Below are 17,759 nucleotides of genomic sequence, written 5' to 3'. Positions count from 1 at the left end.
TTGGCAGGGTCAACCTGCAACGGCGACGCGTCGACTCCCCAAGCCGCATTGAAAGACAATGATGTGGCAGTCCCGTTGGCGGGGCACAGCAGACACCGCGTTGGCGGCTATGGTGGGCAGCGTGTCGCGTACCTACCATCCGTGCGGCCACATCGCGTTGTCTGGAATTGTTTCCGAACCCACTGGGGGCGCGAGATGCCGATAAGTACCGCCGTGGAAAAGGAGGGGATCGGTCCCGGCTTCGGAGTTGCGAGTTGCGGCAAGAACACGCCCGAGAAGGATAATATGGTCCCCTCCATCGTAGCGCGCGTAGACTTCGCATTCAAACCACATCAGCGCTCCCCCGATCAGGGGAACGTTGATCACATTAGCCTCACGGATTTCGACTCCGCTCCATTTATCCGCCATGCTCCTGGCAAACCGGCTAGAAAGCTCGGACTGCGCCCGCGCCAAGATGCTTACGCCGAACCGGTCAGTCGCGTTCCAGGCTTCCAATGCCCGAGCCGTCCGCGCAATGCTGAACGACACAAGCGGAGGGACAAGCGAAACCGAGTTGAACGAACTAACAGTCGCACCGATCATCTCGTCGCCGACGCAGGTGGTAACGATCGCAACACCCGTCGCGAACGTCGCGAAAGCATTCCGAAGTTCCCGGCCGTCCTCTAACGTGACGGGCTGGCCGCTTCGTTTGTGCGAAGGCCCTGAGGCCTGGAGTGAACTAATCGAGGGCAAGGGCTTTGTCCACCAAGTTAGTTGCGCGGCGCATGTCGTAGCTTCGCAGCATATTCTGCTTAACAATGAACGACGCGCCGCCGTAGAACTTCTCGTACTGTTGATGCCGGTTACCAAACTCAGAGCCGACGAAGTCCCACGCCAGCCGCATTAGCCGAATGCGATCGCGAGCAGACGTTATTCCGGACGCCATGTAGCGCTCAATATCGGAGGCAGTCTCCGGGCTGTCGAGATCTTTCACCGAGGAAGGCATGGTGATCATCGCTGCACCGGTCAGCTCTTTCACCACCTCTATCATGCGGGGGTTGATCTCAGATTGAAGCGCCATCACTGAATAAAGCGCCGCTGGATCAGGCCACATGAAACCGCGCTCATCATAGGTCGCTGTGGTCTCCTGCGCTTCCAGCATCTTCTCCACGATCGACACCAGGGCTGTCAGTTCTCCCATCTGTACCATCACAGGCGGAAGCCCTGAGTTACCGGTAGTTTCGTTCATTCGCTGCAGCAAGCCGACCATAAAGCGGAGCTTGGTCGCGTAGCGAGCCTGCGCCTGAAGGTTGCCATAAAGATGCGAGGGTGTCTTCCACCACTGGTCGCGACACACCTCAATGTTGCGATAGATGAACACTTCTTCCCACGGCACGAACACGTTGTCCAACACCACAAAACAATCAGATTCATCGAACCGGCTCGTAAGCGGATAGTCGAAGGTATTGGTAGCTTGCAGAGCGAAGGGACGCCGAGGATAGAGCTTCAGACCTGGAGCGTTCATGGGTATGGCGACGCCAATGGCGTAGTTCTCGTCACCCGCCTGAAGTGGGTGAATGCAGCTTAGGTAAAGGTAGTCAGAATAAACCCCGGCAGTAGCCAATTGCTGGGCGCCGGAAATCACGATCCCGCCATCCTTCTCCTTCACGACACCTGCGTAGAGAGTGGGATCACTTTGTTTGTGCGCCGGCTTAGACCGGTCGATCTGCGGCGGCACAATGGCATAGGTCGCCCAAAGGTGATTTTCGCGCAGCTTTTCGTAGAAAGAAACCACGCGCTCGCCGTATTCCTTGCCGCCGGCTGCGAAAACTTCCGGAAGTGCCGCATAGCCGCAGAAGAAACCAGATACGTGGTCGGGTGACCTGCCGATCATCCCAAACGAGGCCTCAGACCACGTTTCAGACGCCAATCGCCGTGCCTTAAGATCCGCGTGGCTCTTAGGAATTTGATAAGCGCGCAACACGCGGTTGCCAGAGGTCGGCGACACGAAAGTCATCCGCTCCTCCATCGCAGGGTCAGAGGCGATGTCGAATAGCCGAGCAGCCGACCTTGCCCCTTCCGCGAAAGCAGGATGCGTCGTGACGTCACGAACACGTTCGCCATCAACGAAGACGGCGCGACCGTCCCGAAGCGAGTTTAGATACTCCTCACCCGTTCGCATGCTCCTTGAAGACTGAGCCTTTGCGGCGTCGATGGCATGGAGACCAGGATTCATCGAATGCACTCCTACTTGATTGATCTAATTAGATACATACATATTGTAGCTATTTTGGTCAAGCAGAATCTTTGGCGACCCGCTTTCCTATCTCTCGGTCTGCGGGGTGCCCTGATTGCAAATAGGACTCGCCTGTCAGGTTCGCCCGGAATCCCGCTCTTTGAAGACATTGAGCTTGCGATACTCAGTAAGGCACTCCACCACGACGCATTTACCATCGCGAACCATTGGGATCGCCTCACTCAGCGCTGCCAGATACTCGTCGTAGCTAGTAATGGGTCCAATACCTATTGCTCCGAAGCCTTTCGCAACAGAAACAATCTCGCACGACGGGTCCACCAGGCTCATTGCCACGCCGGCGTTCTCCGTGGGACGATTACGAAGTTCCGCCATTCGGACTTGATGATGCTCATCGCTGAGGAAACTTCTGTTGTTGTTGACCACAATCAGGCTTGGAATGCGGTATTTGGCGGCCGTCCAAATCGCCGAGGAGCCTGCAAGAAATTCTCCGTCACCTATGACTGCGACTGGGAGCTGGCCATTTTTGCTTACAACGATCGCACTACCGATCGCTACGGGAACCATCATGCCGACGGCGCCGCCAGCTTCTCCGGACAGGTCGAGGCTCAAACCCGTCCCGAGTTTCATCACACCAGGCGCTTGGCGACGCGAATTGCCGACAGTGATACAGTACGGTTCATTCGCCAGCTGTTCCGCCAAGCCCGTCCAAAGTGATGTCTCGGTCAGCCGTTGCCCTGCACGGTTCGAGGCTATTAGCGCCGCTTGTCGTGCAGATAGCTCGGCCTTGAACGCCCTTAGTTGAGTACGCCGGCCCTCTACCCGAGATCCCGACGACGTATCGGCTTCAATTTTGGCTTTACAGCATCGCAGGAGCTCTGGGAGGGCCGTTGCCGGAGAAGCGAGGATAGGTAGGTCTACAGCTGGCAGGGCTTGATATTCGGCGGTAAAGCCGCGATGTAGCAGCTCATCGCTCGAGATGTTGATGATCTTAACACCTGCGGGCAGGTCGGCCGTTTCGCCGGCCAAATCCGTACAATCGAGCGCAAGAACGACGTCCGCCTTCGACAAAATCGCCTTCTCGTCTCCGGTGAAATCAAGGTCGTGCGGACTAGGAAAGCTCCTCCATGCCCAGCCCTGGTCAAGGACAGGCATGGCGAGCATCTCCGCAAGATCCACCAACGCCTTGCTCGAAGTCTCGTCTCGTCCGGACCGGTCGGCAATAGCGACGGGAAATCGACTCTTGCAGAGCCAAGAGGCTGCTTGTTCAACCAGTTCAGGAGGTGGAAACGGCGATGCAGCGGGCGCGAAACGGGTCTGATCCGGCAGAACAAAATCACTTGGGACCGGTGCCTCCTGAATATCAGTGGAAACACAGACATAGACAGGGCCTGGCGGTTCCTGCCGCGCAATGCGATTTGCCCTGAGAAGAGCTTCTGTAAGAGCTGCGAACGAGGCGGGCTGATCATCCCATTTCGTGAAGTCGCGGACCAGATTGCCCTGAACGTTTGCCGTATGCATGCCGTCAATCAGCGGCCGTCGCTTCGCGGCGTCTACGGGTCCCGTGCTGCCGATGATGAGCATAGGGCTCCGGTCGATCCAACTGTCGAAAATTCCCATGGAGCCGGCCAAGAGACCGACGACATTATGCAAGATGACCCCCATGGGCTTGCCGGAGGCCCTGGCGTAACCGCGGGCGATGCCCACGGCGGAATTCTCATGAATGCACAGAAGAAGACCTGGATCCTTATTCCCTATGTGGTTGACGAACGAGTCTTGCATTCCCCGGAAGGATGCACCGGGCATTACAGCAACGTATTCGATGTCCATTCGGTGCAGCATTGCAGCGACGACATCCGACCCCCACTCCGGCCCGTCTTTCGACGGGCCGGACTTGATGACGGACTCAAGCATTATAGTTTTTTGCACGTTAAAACCTATCTACATACCTAAAAAGCAATGACTAACTAAAGCTCGAGTTTGCCAGATCAACCTGGGTTTCCAGCGACACACGAAGGTCGAATGCCGACTGAGCCACCCACAGCTTGTCGATAAAGAACGGCACGATCAGTCCGGATTCTTCGGCGACGAGGCGCAAAGCCTCCTGAAAAAGGCTTTTTTGCTTCGCTTCATCCAGCGTAGCCAGGGCCCCGGCAACCAGCTCATGCAACTTGGGGCTTTTGAACCGAGATTCGTTCACATGGGAGTCCTCGCCGTAGGTGATCGGAAGCCGGTCTGCTGCGTGGCGGGTTGTCCAGTAGGTCACATACATCGCCCCATGCAGCCAGACTTGATCCCAATAAGTCGAAGGCGGGTGCTGCTTGACGGTTACTCTAATTCCAGCCGGGGCAACGATGCCCGCAAAGGCAACGGCAAGATCAACCATTCCTCCGAACGATTCCGACGTTCCCAATTCGATATCGATACCGTTGGGATATCCGGCTTCCGCGAGCAGCTTTTTCGACAGTTCAATATCCTGCGAGTGATCTACGTCTGAAGGATATAAGGGATCCGTTGGAGGCACGGGAATGTCGTTGCTGACTTCGCCATAGCCTAGATAGGAAAGGTCTAGTAGCTTCTTGCGGTCTATAGCGCGCTTGATTGCCATTTGAACACGCGGATCATTGAACGGCTTCTGAGTCGAATCCATGGCAATGCACATCATTCGATCAGCGGTGAGCCGTGCCAGCTTTACCTTGCTGTTGCCCTCAATCGTCCGAGCGAGCGAAGGTTGTATCGCATCACACGCGTCGAAATCGCCGGCAACCACTGCCTGCAACTTAGTCGCCTGCTCCGGGATTACAGAAACGCGAATACGCTCAATCTTCGACGCTCCACCATAATACTCGTCATTCCTTACAGCTTCCCAGCCCTTGCCAGGCGAATAACTGACAAGCTTAAATGGACCGCATCCGATGGCTTTGCTCAGGTCCGTTGTCCGCGTTTCGAAGCCGGTCGGAACGATCGCTGACTGCCTCGTGCCGAAAGTAAGCGGAAGGAACGCGTCGGGTCGCAACAGGCCGATCGAGATCTCGTGATCGTTTTTCACCACGATACGCTTGGGATCAATCGAGGGCGCAAGCCGCGCAAAAAGATCTGAGCCGACATTTTTATCAATCAAGCGGCGGATCGTATACTCGACATCCGCAGCGGTGAACGGGCGGCCGTCATGCCACTTGACGTCCTTTCGAAGATAGAATGTCCATTCGGTCGCGTCGCTGTTGGGCTCCCAGCGCTCCGCAAGATGTGGCGTTAGCTTATATGTCGCATCATAACGAACCAGATGATCGTAAACCACGCCGACGACGACATGTGAATTGGTTATTTCAGACAGCGCTGGATCAAGCGTTTCTTTGACCTGGGCATCGCCAATGGCGAGTTTGATCTCTGTTTTGCCGGCAGCGTGCGCCTGAGAGATTAGTGAATCTACGATGCTCAAAGGCGCTAGAGCACCTAGCGCAAGCATCATAGCGTGGCGTCGACTGATGTTCCAGCCGACAGCTTCCTGCTGCTTCTTCATGACCAGTTCCCCTGTTTTAGGACGGCCGAAACGCCGCCAATATTAATCTACCAGATTAACATATCTCTGTCATCTAAAATAGCACCTAAAATCGTACATATTCTGTCGGGAAACGCGTTGGCCGCGCGGGGGCCACAAGCGTCAGATGACAAGCTCTGTCACAACATCGACAAGAGCGGGGCGTCCGCTACGAACGATATCCATTGCTTTTCTCAAAGTGCTCTCTAGATCCTCCAGCCGTTCTATCGGGCCGAACGCCTCCAACCCGTATGATCGCGCCATAGCAGCGAAATCGATTTTCGGATCGGTGAAAACATTGCCCAGCAACGCATTTGCTTCAGCGCGGCCTCGTCGGGTCGCAACGCGCTGTCCGTGGGCCAGCGTATTTTTGTAAGCTCGGTTGTTGTCCATGATAATCAGCATGGGAAGATTTTGATTTGCGATTGTCCATAAAGCCGACGGGCAGAAAAGAAGGTCACCGTCGGAGATAACTGCAACTGGGACACTGCCGTCGCTAAGTCCAATAGCGCCGCCTATCGCGGCTCCTGGCATATAGCCACAGCCCCCTCCGCCCTCGCCGCCCAGATGCGCGCGGTGCTTGGTCATGTCGATCAGCTTTTTGTCCCACCCGTACATTGACCCAGTAACCAGGGTCCAATCGAGTTCAGAGAGGACCGTTTTCATAGTTGCGGCCAGAGTCGCCAGTGAGATGCCCGTCTGTGTAGACACATCCTGGCGCCATTGCGCTCTCGCCTGATCGACTACGCCCTCGATCTGCGCGCGCCGGCGCCCGGATTGCTCGGCGACATCAGGAAAGTGAACGATCTCCTGGAGGATGGCCTTCAAGGCAGGCGCAGCCGCGGAGGTGATCTGCTCGCTGGCGCGCGGAAGCTTTAGGTAGTCCTGCGACCACGAACGGATGCGTAAGTGCGCCGGGCTTATCCAGATCACTTCCGTCTCGGGACGGATATGGGGTAGAACGCGGCCGTCGCGATCTTCGACGTCGATCGCCAAGATCAGATCAGCTTGCGGCACTACTTTTTCTTCCAGATAGCTGAAATTGAGCCGGTGATTGGTCGGGAAGTTGAACCTCGCTCCGCAATCGACTACCGGACACTCCAGTAACTCAGAAAGCTCACGAATCGAGTTGAAACCTTCAAGTGTCTCGCCAGCGAAATCGGTAACGATTACGGGTAGCGTAGCGCTTGCAAGACGGCTCGCAACAGATTGCGCATGCTCCCGACTGAGGGCCGGCGACGTCGGTGCGTTATTTAGCTTGCGCCAGTGGGTAGACGCCGAACTTCCGATTGGGGCGTCCTGCACGGAAGTGTCGAAGCACACGTAGACCGGACCTTGCGGGACGGCTACCGAGGTCTGCCACGCCCGCCAAAAGCTCTCCGGCACCGACTCAACGTCGAGCGGCTGATCATCCCATTTTGTGTATTCTCTGATTTGCGCACCCTGATCATGCGCTGAATGGATCCAGTCGATCCATGGTCTACGGTCCTCCTTCGAGAGCGGGCCGGTACCACCAAGCACGATCATCGGCACTCGGTCGCACCAGGCGTCGAAGATGGCCATGGTCCCGTTCTGTAGACCGACGATGTTATGCAGAATGACGGCCATCGGCTTGCCCGTCGCCTTCGCATAAGCGTGTGCGGCAGCAACCGCGACGCCCTCCTGGGGACACATGATTGCCCTGAATTCGGACCCGAAATGGGCGAGCGAGTCGGTGATCCCTTTTACACTGAACCCGGGATTGAAGGTAATTGTATCGATGCCCGCCTCAAGAAGAAGCGACATCACCAAATCCGACCCATATTCAACAGATGTTCCCGTCAATTTATTTCCCCTTTGACCGATACACGCATTGGCGAGAACGCATTCTCATTATCTCCACACTGCAGATCAGGAATAGCCCGCAATAGCTCTCGCGAGTATTCCTGCAATGGGGAATTGAACAGCTGTTCTGTCGGCTGCTGTTCAATATCTTTTCCCAAATGCATCACCATGCACTTGTCAGCGAGAGATCTGATAACAGCCAAGTTGTGACTGACAAAAACAATGGCGGTGCCGCTTTTGTCCGAGAGATCTCTCAGAAGCTGCAAGACGTGGGCCTGAACCGATACGTCCAGGGCAGACGTGATTTCATCGCACAAGACGACCTTGGGCTTCGGTGCGAAGGCTCTAGCAATTGCAACACGTTGCTTCTGCCCACCGGAAAGCTCCGAAGGGTATCGATCCAGGATGCTAGTTGGGAGGGAGACCGATCGCATTGTCTCCACCACGATGTCATGCTGGTCAGATCGGCTGATCTTGCCTTCTCGGGCGAGGACCAGCGGACGCCGGATCAAGTCAAAAATGGTGTGCCTTGGGTTCAACGAAGTATCAGGATTCTGAAAGATGACCTGAATGCCGAACTTGGCGATCTTCGAACGCTTGCGGGCGGAGGCCGCAAGGACCTCTCCATCAAACTCGATCGAGCCGGAAAAAGGTTGAAGACCTGCGATTGCCCGCAGCAGTGTGGATTTTCCGCTCCCGCTCTCTCCAACGATGCCAATGATTTCCTTTGGCCGTAGCGTAAGCGAGACGTTGTTTACTGCTGGTTCTTTTTTGAAGAGATAATGGCACGAAATGTTACTTACCTTCAGGACCGGTGCAGTTGAGCTCAGGCCTGTTGCGCGTCCAGTATCGATCCGCGCCCTAGCCTGCTGGCCTTTCAGCGGGAACAGGCATTTTACAACGCCGCCGTCATTGCGCAAAAGATCGGGAATGTCTGTCTGTTCGCAAGCCTCGCGTTTGTAGGCGCAGCGATCAGAGAATGAGCACCGACCCAGAACAACGCTGGGGGGTGTCTGACCTGAAATCCCTTCGATCTTTGCGGGTATGCGAACGCTTGGAACTGCTCGGATCAAAGCGCTGGTATACGGGTGTTGCGGACGGTCAACGATCGCTGCAGTCGGCCCGTATTCAACCACACGCCCGTTGTACATTACCGCCAACTCGTCAGAGCATTCGCGCAGCAAAGCTAAATCATGGCTGACGTAGAGAGTGGCGACGTTATTCTCCGAGACCAACTCTCGGATGAGCGCCGAAATCCGAGCCTGGGTCGTAACATCCAGACCCGACGTTGGCTCATCAAGGAGCAGCAGGCGGGGTTTGCAGGCCATGGCCATCGCAATGCAGATGCGCTGGAGTTGTCCGCCACTGAATTCATAAGAATAGCGACCAACAGCGCTCTCGGGATCTGGGATAGCAACAGATCTCAACAACTCAATGCATCGAGCGACAGCGTCGGCATGGGAGATCGCGAAGTGCCGCCGGATCGTTTGAATGAATTGGTGACCGATGGTTGTAGCCGGGCTGAGGGCGCCATATGAGTCTTGGGAGACGTAAGCGATCTCCTTGCCCCAGATAGCGCGCAGATCCTCTCGAGGCAGCACGAGAAGGTCGCGATCGCCCAGGAGTGCCTCTCCAGACGTGATTGCCACGTTGCTGCTTTTATAACCTATAGCAGCGAGTGCAGTGGTTGATTTGCCCGAACCTGATTCTCCAGCCAGACCAAGAACTTGACCCGCAAATAGCTTCAGGTCGACCTTCTCGACGACGTGGTTCAGTGTCCCCGATGATTGCCGGTAGGCAACAGACAAATTTCGGACGTCAAGGACCGCTGTCAAATCACTACTCTTCCGTTTTCGGAGGCTCCGACGACGCTCGCCAGTGCATCCGCGACAAGGTTGAACCCGACCGAGAGGATGGCGATAGCCAAACTGGGGGCCAGGGTTGCCCATGGATTGATGGAGATGAACCCTCTGGATTCGGCGACCATCAATCCCCAATCAGAGCTCGGCGGTTGAGCGCCGAGGCCCAGAAAACTCAGGGTAGCCACAAACAGAATTGAATAGGTAAGTCTGAGAGCATACTCTGCTGAGGCAAGACCCATAACATTTGGGAAGACCTCACGAAGTAGAATCGCGAGAGTAGATTCGCCGCGCGCCTCGGCCGCCGCAACGTAGTCGTTCGTAATGATGCCCTGTGTGGCTCCGCGTATCACTCGGCCAATGCGAGGGATATAAACAATCGTCACCACAGCCACGAGGACCATTGGCGAAGTTCCCAGGGCACTAATTATAACAAGTGCTAGCAGCAGGGGCGGAACAGCGAGAAACAGATCAAATGTGCGAGTTATGAGTAGATCTGTTTTGCCCCCTTTGTAGGCGCCGTAGGTGCCGACACCGCCTCCAATGCAAAACGCCAGGGTGACGGCAACCAAAGGCACGAGCACAACTGTCCCGCCGCCGAAGAGGAGCCGGCTCAGGATATCCCGACCTAACTGATCAGTCCCAAAGAGATGAGCCAACGACGCGCGCTCAAGCGGCGCACCGACGCCGAGTTCGCTGTACGAATAGGGAGCGAACAGCGGGCCAAGCAGAATAACCAGGAAGATCAATGTGAGCGATGCTATTCCAACACGCCCCTGCACCGTGTGGAGCAGCGCGTGTTTGAAAATGGAAGACGGCTTGGCTGGTGCGTCCAGGGAACCCGTGACAGCGCCGCCCACTATAATCGTGCTCATGCACTCCCTTTCCGCCTGCGCAGTTTCGGATTGAAATAGATCACCAGAAGATCGCAAACGAAGCTGATGGCGAGGAAAAGCGTGCCCATGACGACTGCTATCGCCTGCACCACGTTGGTGTCGCCGGAAGCCACAGCCTGGACGAGCAGCCGCCCAATGCCAGGAAATGCGAACACATTCTCGATGACGACTACCCCGCTAAGCAGATAGACGACATTGATGCCCACGGCGTTGACGAAGGGCACAGCCGCGCTGCGCATCGCATAGTCCCACAAGACAATGCTGCGACTCATGCCGCGCAGGATTGCGGCCTTGATAAAAGGCGCGCGTAGAGCTTCGGCAGCGGATGCGCGCGCGATACGACTCATATGCGGCACCATCACAACGACCAAGGTCAAAGTCGGCAAAACATAGGCTTGGATACGCTCCAGAACAGTCCCGTGGTCTGCGAGCGTGCTGTCGACCGGCACCAGGCCTAGGCACAGAGCAAATACGAACATCAATATAATGGCCACGACGAATTCTGGGATGCCGGCCAGGATCACTGTCAGGGAGAGAAGACCCACGTCCGTGGCAGTACCCCACTTCTTAGCCATCAAGAGCCCCAGCCAAACGGATATGGGCAGGGCGAGAGCGAGTGCGACAACTGAAAGCGCAAGGGTGTTGCTGATCCAAGGGATGACAACCTCGCTCACCGGCCGGTTGTTCACCGCGGACATTCCCCAGTCGAGGCGGACGAAGTGCCAGAGCCACGTCAGGAACCTGAATACCAATGGCTGGTCAAGCCCGTTCTGGATGATGAAATTGTTGATTGCGTCGGTGCTCGCTTCGCGGCCCAGCGCATTCATTGCCACTGCTTCAGGCGAACGAATACTGGTCGCGGCAAATGTCACGATACTGATTATAAGTAGCGCAAGCAAAGCCGAACCGACCTGCTTCAATGTTTCGCTTAATGCTCGCATCTGCATCCTCTGTCCGGTAGTCCCGATTGCCCAGAGCGGAACGTCAATGCTTTGGCGCAAGACGACTCAGAAGAGACACAAACTTAGTGGGCTTCTTCTGTGAATCGTCCGATTTCTCTTTAGCCGTCACCGCCGCCTGTACGAGCTTGCCGCCGAGATAGCGGAAAGGTTCGGGTGGAAATTTCTCGGCCGGGCGGTCTACAAGGCCGCATTCCGACCACTCGTTCTTTAGCTCCAAGGCCATCGAAGACAGGATGCGTCCGCCAATATGGGACAATGCGACTCCATAGCCGCTCCAGCCAACGCCATAGGATACATTCTTGTACTTCCCAAAGCGGCCGAAGAAGGGAAGCCCCGTCGGCGTCATGTCTATCGGCGCGGTCCAATTGTGAGAGATCTTTACGTCAGCCAACATCGGGAATATTTTTTGGAAGGCTTCCGCGGTTTCACGAGAATGTTTTGGGGACGAGTCGTAGCGGTCGCCGAACCAACCTCCGAATGCAAGTCCTCCCCCACCGCGACCGAAGTAAATTCTGCCGTCCGGGGTGGTGCGATAAACCTGGATGCGCTGGCGCGCGTTAATAACGCCGGTGCCGTTAGTCCATCCCAACTGCGCCAACCTTTGCGGAATCGGGCTGGTAGCAAGCAGGTCAGCCGCAATAACTACGATTCTTCCCTTGACTGCGGGGTGGTTTGCTGACCAGGCATTGTTGGCCAACACAACCTGGGGTGCCGAGATCGTGCCGTTTTTCGTGACGACCACAGCCGGGTTAGCGTCTCTGATCTCGAGCATGGGCGAATTTTCATATACCCTCACTCCCAATTCGATTGCCCGTCTACGGAGTCCGCGAACCAGATAACCGGGGTGAAGAGTAGCTGCGTTCGGATCATAGACGCCAGAAAGGTGGGTATTGGTCCCGATCCGCTCCTGAATCTCTTTCGCGCCTAAGAGTGTAAACCTCTGCTTGCCGAGCTCTTCAAGCTTGCGGACCGTTGCCTCCCAACGTCCTACATGTGCTGGCGTGGACGCAGCCCACATCCAGCCATCTTTCCGCGGTTGTGCCTCCGGGCAATGCGTTTCACAGAAACTTATGACCTGCGCCACCGCATCTTCGCTCGCTATGCAAAGCTTTAACGCCTCCTCCCGACCAAGGACCTCTTCCAGCGTTAAGATCTTGAGCCACCACGGCATGGCAAACCCGGCATTGCGCCCCGAGGCGCCGGAGCCGCACGTCTTGCGCTCCACAAGCGCTACGTCGAGCGACGGTTGAAGCCGCTTCAGCTCTAGAGCCGTCCACAAGCCGACATAACCGCCGCCTACGATTACAACGTCGGCTTTATGATTGCCGCTAAGAGGGGCATTGCCAGGAAAATCGTCGCCAAAAGCTTGGTCAAGCCAAAGCGGGCGGCGCTTTCCCAGATCGATAACACTAGGGGCGCGCAGCGTCAAAGGTGTTACAGCTTGACCGTTTGGACTTGCCATTTGTACTAACTTTCCAATCTTATCGAACAGACGATCACAGTAGTAGTAACTGTCGGGCGCTATCTAACTCAACTTCATCTCTTGCCTGCAGAGGCGACATCTGGGCTCGCTCGATCCAGCCGGGAGAGGACTCAAGCGCCTCTTCAAACATCAAGCGAAGAAGCCTTCATGGTCTCAACCTCTCCGCTCGTCGTATGCCAAGGTGCAATATCTACCTACCGTCTCGCCGCATGCTCATCCCTTCCGACGAGATAATTAACATACAATATTAATATGAATTTCGTAGCTGTCAAGCATTTGGTCGCGTCAATTCACTTTGCCCCGACTGCCGCAGTCGCTTCCAATTCCAACCGGATAGCGGGGTCTGCAAGGGTGGTGATAAGGAGAGTTGACGCAAAAGCCCGACGTTCCGGGTACTTGTCTACTTTACTCCTGAGAAAGGCCTCCCGGCGGCCCACGTAAGGTTCTCGCTCAGAGGCGTTGGTGATATATTGGTTCAGCCGAACCAGATTATCGAACGAGCTTCCAGCCCTTTCGAGTTCCGAGATTAGACGGGCGAAGGCGAGTTCCGTCTGCTCTTCGAGTCCGGGAACTGGATTGCCATCGTCGTCGACGTGCCCGACGATGCCTGAGAGAAAAACGAAGCCGCCAGATACGCACCCGCTGCTCCAAGGCATCGTGTCGCGGCCTATGCGGAACGGTCCAAGCCCTTTGGGCAAAATGCCAACTTCAGTCACGATCTATCCTCCGATGCGAACGTTGAGCGCCTTGAGCTGCGCATAGCTAAACAGCTCCTCCAATCCATCCTCGTGTCCGATGCCGGAGTTTTTGTAGCCGCCGAACGGAACGCCTTCGAATTGCGAGGAGGAATCGTTGATCCACACGTAACCGGCCTGTAATGCGTGCGCGAGCCGATGAGCGGTCCCGATATCGCGACTCCAGACGGACCCAGTGAGCCCGAAGGTCACGGAGTTAGCGATCTGGACTGCCTCATCGAGGGTGTCGTAACCTATTATCGATAGAACTGGTCCAAAGACCTCTTCGCGGGCCAGGCGACTTTCGGGACGAACGTTGGTGAAAACGGTTGGCTTGTGATAGAGGCCAGGCCCGCAGCCCGTGTGAGGCTCACCACCGGTCACGAGTTCGGCGCCCTCGCTTTTGGCGATGTCCACGTACATCCGTGTCTTTTCGAACTGCGCCTGAGAGGCGAGCGTTCCCATCCTAGTGGTGGGCTCAAATGGATCCCCGATCACAATAGATTCAACCTCCGCCTTAACCAGAGAGGCGAACCGCTCCTGCTCGGAACGGGGCACGATTGCACGGGTCGTCGACATGCAGGACTGGCTCTGCCAGCCCACGAAATTCATTCCTTTTACGACGCCGACTGCAGCGGCTTCGAAGTCGGCGTCTGGAGCAACGATCAGTGCATTCTTGCCGCCAAGTTCCAACGTGATATTCTTTACTGCAACAGCGGCGGCGTCGCGCTGAATGGCCATCCCGACTTGTGAGCTGCCGATGAAGCCAATTCTCTTGACTGCCGGATGTCGGACAATCGCTTGCGGACACTCCGCCCCCTTCCCGACGATCACATTGAGCAATCCCGGCGGAAGATGTTCTGCAAACAATTCGCCCATACGCAAAGCCGAAAGAGCCGCGTTCTCTGAAGGCTTCATGATAAGGGCGTTGCCCGCGACCAGAGGCGCGCCGATCTTTTGACCCGCGAACAACACTGGATGGTTGAACGCGTTGATGCGTGCGACCACACCGTAGGGCTCATACCGGGAATAGCAAAGGTGCGTATCCGCGACCGGGTAAGTCCGTCCAGTCAGGCTCAGGCCGAAATTCGCCATCATCTCTAGCGTGTCGGCTGCGGCATCCACGTCCGCAAGCATAAAGGAATACACGTTTCCGACATCAATGGCGTCGAGCGCAGCGAGCTCCTTGCGGTGCTCGCGGAGTACCGTCGCAAGCTTCCTTACAATGGAAGAGCGCTCCTTGACGGGCATGCGGCCCCAATCAACCTGAGCTTTGGCCGCGCTCGCAACCGCAGCTTCGACATCGCGCTCACGCGCATCGGGCAGTTGGCATATCATGGCGCCGGTGACGGGACTGAAGTTCTCAAACTCCTGCCCTTCCAACGCGCCAGTGATCTTACCGTCTATCACCAACCCCCACTTTCGTGCACCGACCATCGATGCGGTTGACGACAGCGTTGGTTCTGACGCTTCAAAAACTGCGGAATCGCGAACCATCTGAATGAAATCTCCTCCAAAACACCAACTGTTATATCCATAACTAACATATCATTTTGATGTTTTGTCAACTAGCAATTTCCCTGGCTGATGCCGCTCGTTGAAACAGGTGAAGCGCTTAACCTCTGCGCCACGTCTGGCACCGCGTCATGACATTGCGACCGGCTTGCACACCACGTGACATGAGATGGCATCGAGCTTTGGAAGCGCACAGTGTGATTATAATCGGACTGCGCTGGGACATTCACGAGCCCACAACGGGGCTTTGGCTCAACACTATGCCTGGGAGGCATCAGTTCATCAGATCAAGCCAATCGGGCAGATCCCCAGCGTGACAGATCGAAGAAACCAATGCCGATGCTAGCAATGCAGGAGATCTGACCGCATAAAGGGGGCGGAACCTCCCCCCTTCGACGCCAAGCTCGTTGCCACTAAATTCCACTGACGCAACTGCTTGCCGCAGCCCTCGCCGCCGCTGACGGTGCGCCTGCCCGATTCCCTCTTGACCAGGACTTCAATACCTTTCTAATTTGGAGAATGTTTAACATTAATTCAGAAGCTTTACGAAAGCTCTGGGAATGGGGAGTTGGATACAGGGCGCATTGTTGCGTTGTCCGTTGTTGCCACAGCAGAAAGCCACGCACCGGATACCGTTCAATAGCTGCCAGAAAAGTTTCCAGATTTGATATCAAGATACCTTTCAGGTACCAGTTCCTAGAACCTGACTCGCTCTGGTCTGCCGTCGTTGGCGCTTGGGCAAGAAGGTTCGGGGTGGTTTATCCGGAGGACATGAGTGCCAGAGATCAAGCAGAAGTTGGCTACAACCGGAGTTGCGGCAAAGACGAAGACCGTTGCCAGCATCAAGCAGACTGAGTTTTCTGCGCCGTTGACAGTCTCCAACCCCACTTTACTCGTTGACGGCAGCGATGACAGCTTCCGTCATGTCATATACCTGTTTGCCGAGGTTCTCGGAAAATTGACTGTTTGCCGAGAGGCGTTCGGTCGGCAGATCGGGCTGACCGGTTCCCAGTTTGCCGTCTTGTTCGGAGTGGCCTATCGACAAGGTGAGCAGGGCGTCACCATAAAGCGGCTGGCGCAGTATGTTCATCTGGCACCAACGCACGTGACGACCGAGGTGGGCCGCTTGATTCGCGGTGGCCTGCTCGTGAAGCGCTCGTCGGATGACGACAGGCGCAGCGTGCTTGTCAGTCTGACCGCGGAAGGCGAAAAGACGGTTAAATCTGTCGCACCTTTCGTCACCAAAGTTAACGACGTTCTGTTTGAAGGAATGACGGCGGCCGATCTTGCTTCGGCCGAATCGCTCTTCACTCGTCTTTCTCGCAACAGCGAGTTGGCGCTGGCGCAACTCAAGGTCGCGGAGCGGGAAAACCCGATCGACTGAGCAGCCATCCGCCAGCGGTCAGACGTCGCTGAAGGCGCTTGTCCGGCTCGCCACCACATCCTCGTAGGCGAGATCCTGCGAAGCCAGATTCATGTGCCGTGCGAACCTGCTCATTCCCGCGACGGTCTTGCGGGAGATGCGGTGATCGTAGAATGGCAGATCGCGCTTGATCAGCGTTGTAATGAGGCCGGCTTCGTTTGCCGGGAACAGCGCTGCGCCGACCTGGGCCGCCACATCCGGATTTTTATGCAGATGGGCGTGGGTATCGACGATCGCCTGCACGATCGCCTGTGCGCGTTTCGGGTCTTCCGCGACGAACTCGTCGCGAACGGCGATCGAGGCGAAAGTATAATCGAAGGCCTCGGAAGGACCGTCACCCCGCCTCACGTCAAGAATGACCTTGCCGATGCCCCTGGTTGTAGCGATCTCGGCTGCCATGCCATTAGCCCAGAATCCGTCGATCAGGCGAGCCTCGAGCGCCTTGGCGGCATTGAGACCGAAGTTGACGGTTTGGCCGGGCTGCGATGGAACCGGAGCGATCGTTACCCCGTCGCGTTCGATGTCGATACCCGCTTCAGCGAGCAACCCACGCAATCCGGTTTCCACCCACGGCGCCGCGCCGATCCTTTTGCCTTTCAATACCGAAAGGTCGCCGCGTTGCGCGGCATAGTCGGCGTGCATGACCAGGAACCAGTACATGCCCTGCGCTTGCGCGCAGAGGAGTTTCACGCCCTTGAAGTTCGGAAAGGCGGCCAGGGCCGAATGTGCGGATCCGGCGACTATGTCGATCTCGCCGTCCCGCAGCGCCTTGTAGGAACGGTCTACCGGGAACATCAGGTCCAGGGAAACGTCCAACCCGTTATCGCGGAAATGGCCAAGCTCTATCGCGGCTTCCGCCGGAAAGTAGGAGTTCGACACCATGTCGGGCACAGCAAGCTTAAGCATGGCAATAAACTCCTTATTGGAACCAGTGCGTTTCAAGCAGGAGACAGCCGCCATCCGACTTGAAGGGGCCGTGATAGACGCCCGGCGGCCGAACTGCGTAAGTATAGCCCTCGAATTTCTCCCCCCCCTTCCCGTCCGTGTCGTTACCGACAATGAGATCCCCTGAAACGAGGAAGACTTCCTCCCAGTAAATGTGGACGAATGGCGAGGTCGTATAGACGCCGGGGTCGAAACGCAGCAGCCGGGTCCGATTACCCTTTCGCGCCACCTCGTCAAGTCCGCCGGAGAGAATCTTCTGCTTGATGCCCGATGGGTAGCCATCCGGGGTGTGCCAACCCTCTTCAAGGTCGACGATGGCAAATTCCTCGTGAAGCTTTTCTGTCATC

14 protein-coding genes are annotated in these 17,759 nt (G+C 56.3%); 1 reads left to right on the top strand and 13 read right to left on the bottom strand.

Annotated elements, in window-relative coordinates; genetic code table 11:
• Positions 1–132: 132 nt before the first annotated feature.
• The 11 genes from EN851_RS22675 to EN851_RS22625 all read right to left on the bottom strand — a co-directional run bounded on the left by EN851_RS22675 (position 133) and on the right by EN851_RS22625 (position 15,026).
• Positions 133–732 (bottom strand): flavin reductase family protein, encoded by a 600-nt coding sequence (locus tag EN851_RS22675; protein WP_272483028.1) that lies wholly within the window; start codon positions 730–732, stop codon positions 133–135.
• On the bottom strand, positions 719–2,215 hold the full coding sequence (locus EN851_RS22670; RefSeq protein ID WP_135906878.1) for a 4-hydroxyphenylacetate 3-hydroxylase N-terminal domain-containing protein: 1,497 nt from the start codon (positions 2,213–2,215) through the stop codon (positions 719–721). Before EN851_RS22670 ends, EN851_RS22675 begins: the two co-directional genes overlap by 14 nt.
• 135 nt (positions 2,216–2,350) lie before the next feature.
• Positions 2,351–4,147, bottom strand: coding sequence for a thiamine pyrophosphate-binding protein (locus EN851_RS22665; RefSeq protein ID WP_135906877.1), 1,797 nt, complete (start codon positions 4,145–4,147; stop codon positions 2,351–2,353).
• Positions 4,148–4,196: 49 nt separating this feature from the next.
• On the bottom strand, positions 4,197–5,753 hold the full coding sequence (locus EN851_RS22660; protein WP_135906876.1) for an ABC transporter substrate-binding protein: 1,557 nt from the start codon (positions 5,751–5,753) through the stop codon (positions 4,197–4,199).
• A gap of 141 nt (positions 5,754–5,894) precedes the next feature.
• A complete protein-coding gene (locus EN851_RS22655; RefSeq protein WP_135906875.1) occupies positions 5,895–7,595 on the bottom strand; it encodes a thiamine pyrophosphate-binding protein in 1,701 nt (566 codons plus the stop codon).
• Positions 7,592–9,430 carry an ABC transporter ATP-binding protein gene (locus EN851_RS22650; RefSeq protein ID WP_167531266.1) on the bottom strand — a complete coding sequence of 613 codons (1,839 nt, stop codon included), beginning with the start codon at positions 9,428–9,430 and terminating at the stop codon, positions 7,592–7,594. The genes EN851_RS22655 and EN851_RS22650 overlap by 4 nt, the downstream gene beginning before the upstream one ends.
• Positions 9,427–10,329 (bottom strand): ABC transporter permease, encoded by a 903-nt coding sequence (locus tag EN851_RS22645; protein WP_135880840.1) that lies wholly within the window; start codon positions 10,327–10,329, stop codon positions 9,427–9,429. The genes EN851_RS22650 and EN851_RS22645 overlap by 4 nt, the downstream gene beginning before the upstream one ends.
• Positions 10,326–11,297: an ABC transporter permease gene (locus tag EN851_RS22640; RefSeq protein WP_135880841.1), complete on the bottom strand. Its 972-nt coding sequence runs from the start codon at positions 11,295–11,297 to the stop codon at positions 10,326–10,328. Before EN851_RS22640 ends, EN851_RS22645 begins: the two co-directional genes overlap by 4 nt.
• A 37-nt stretch (positions 11,298–11,334) precedes the next feature.
• On the bottom strand, positions 11,335–12,774 hold the full coding sequence (locus tag EN851_RS22635) for an FAD-dependent oxidoreductase (RefSeq protein WP_135880842.1): 1,440 nt from the start codon (positions 12,772–12,774) through the stop codon (positions 11,335–11,337).
• A 311-nt stretch (positions 12,775–13,085) separates the two neighbouring features.
• Positions 13,086–13,511 carry a RidA family protein gene (locus tag EN851_RS22630; RefSeq protein WP_135880843.1) on the bottom strand — a complete coding sequence of 142 codons (426 nt, stop codon included), beginning with the start codon at positions 13,509–13,511 and terminating at the stop codon, positions 13,086–13,088.
• Between the two features lie 3 nt (positions 13,512–13,514).
• Positions 13,515–15,026 (bottom strand): aldehyde dehydrogenase family protein, encoded by a 1,512-nt coding sequence (locus EN851_RS22625; RefSeq protein WP_210234936.1) that lies wholly within the window; start codon positions 15,024–15,026, stop codon positions 13,515–13,517.
• Positions 15,027–15,819: 793 nt separating this feature from the next.
• On the opposite strand from EN851_RS22625, the gene EN851_RS22620 reads away from it, so the two are divergent.
• On the top strand, positions 15,820–16,428 hold the full coding sequence (locus EN851_RS22620) for a MarR family transcriptional regulator (RefSeq protein WP_135906872.1): 609 nt from the start codon (positions 15,820–15,822) through the stop codon (positions 16,426–16,428).
• An 18-nt stretch (positions 16,429–16,446) separates the two neighbouring features.
• Here EN851_RS22620 and EN851_RS22615 read toward each other — a convergent pair whose 3' ends face one another.
• Positions 16,447–17,427 (bottom strand): ABC transporter substrate-binding protein, encoded by a 981-nt coding sequence (locus EN851_RS22615; RefSeq protein ID WP_210234935.1) that lies wholly within the window; start codon positions 17,425–17,427, stop codon positions 16,447–16,449.
• Positions 17,387–17,758, bottom strand: coding sequence for a cupin (locus EN851_RS22610; RefSeq protein ID WP_135880847.1), 372 nt, complete (start codon positions 17,756–17,758; stop codon positions 17,387–17,389). Before EN851_RS22610 ends, EN851_RS22615 begins: the two co-directional genes overlap by 41 nt.
• Position 17,759: the final 1 nt, after the last annotated feature.

Origin of the sequence: Mesorhizobium sp. M8A.F.Ca.ET.208.01.1.1 (assembly GCF_004791315.1) — a bacterium.
In the GTDB taxonomy this organism is placed as follows: domain Bacteria; phylum Pseudomonadota; class Alphaproteobacteria; order Rhizobiales; family Rhizobiaceae; genus Mesorhizobium.
The sequence above is the reverse complement of the archived record's forward strand: the minus strand, read 5'-3'. Positions and strand labels throughout refer to the sequence as shown.

Excerpts from the sequence above, each read along its gene's own strand:
- EN851_RS22670 (WP_135906878.1), bottom strand. The coding sequence starts at position 2,215 with ATGAATCCTGGTCTCCATGCCATCGACGCCGCAAAGGCTCAGTCTTCA.
- EN851_RS22665 (WP_135906877.1), bottom strand. The coding sequence starts at position 4,147 with ATGCTTGAGTCCGTCATCAAGTCCGGCCCGTCGAAAGACGGGCCGGAG.
- EN851_RS22660 (WP_135906876.1), bottom strand. The coding sequence starts at position 5,753 with ATGAAGAAGCAGCAGGAAGCTGTCGGCTGGAACATCAGTCGACGCCAC.
- EN851_RS22645 (WP_135880840.1), bottom strand. The coding sequence starts at position 10,329 with ATGAGCACGATTATAGTGGGCGGCGCTGTCACGGGTTCCCTGGACGCA.
- EN851_RS22640 (WP_135880841.1), bottom strand. The coding sequence starts at position 11,297 with ATGCAGATGCGAGCATTAAGCGAAACATTGAAGCAGGTCGGTTCGGCT.
- EN851_RS22635 (WP_135880842.1), bottom strand. The coding sequence starts at position 12,774 with ATGGCAAGTCCAAACGGTCAAGCTGTAACACCTTTGACGCTGCGCGCC.
- EN851_RS22625 (WP_210234936.1), bottom strand. The coding sequence starts at position 15,026 with ATGGTTCGCGATTCCGCAGTTTTTGAAGCGTCAGAACCAACGCTGTCG.
- EN851_RS22615 (WP_210234935.1), bottom strand. The coding sequence starts at position 17,427 with ATGGCGGCTGTCTCCTGCTTGAAACGCACTGGTTCCAATAAGGAGTTT.
- EN851_RS22610 (WP_135880847.1), bottom strand. The coding sequence starts at position 17,758 with ATGACAGAAAAGCTTCACGAGGAATTTGCCATCGTCGACCTTGAAGAG.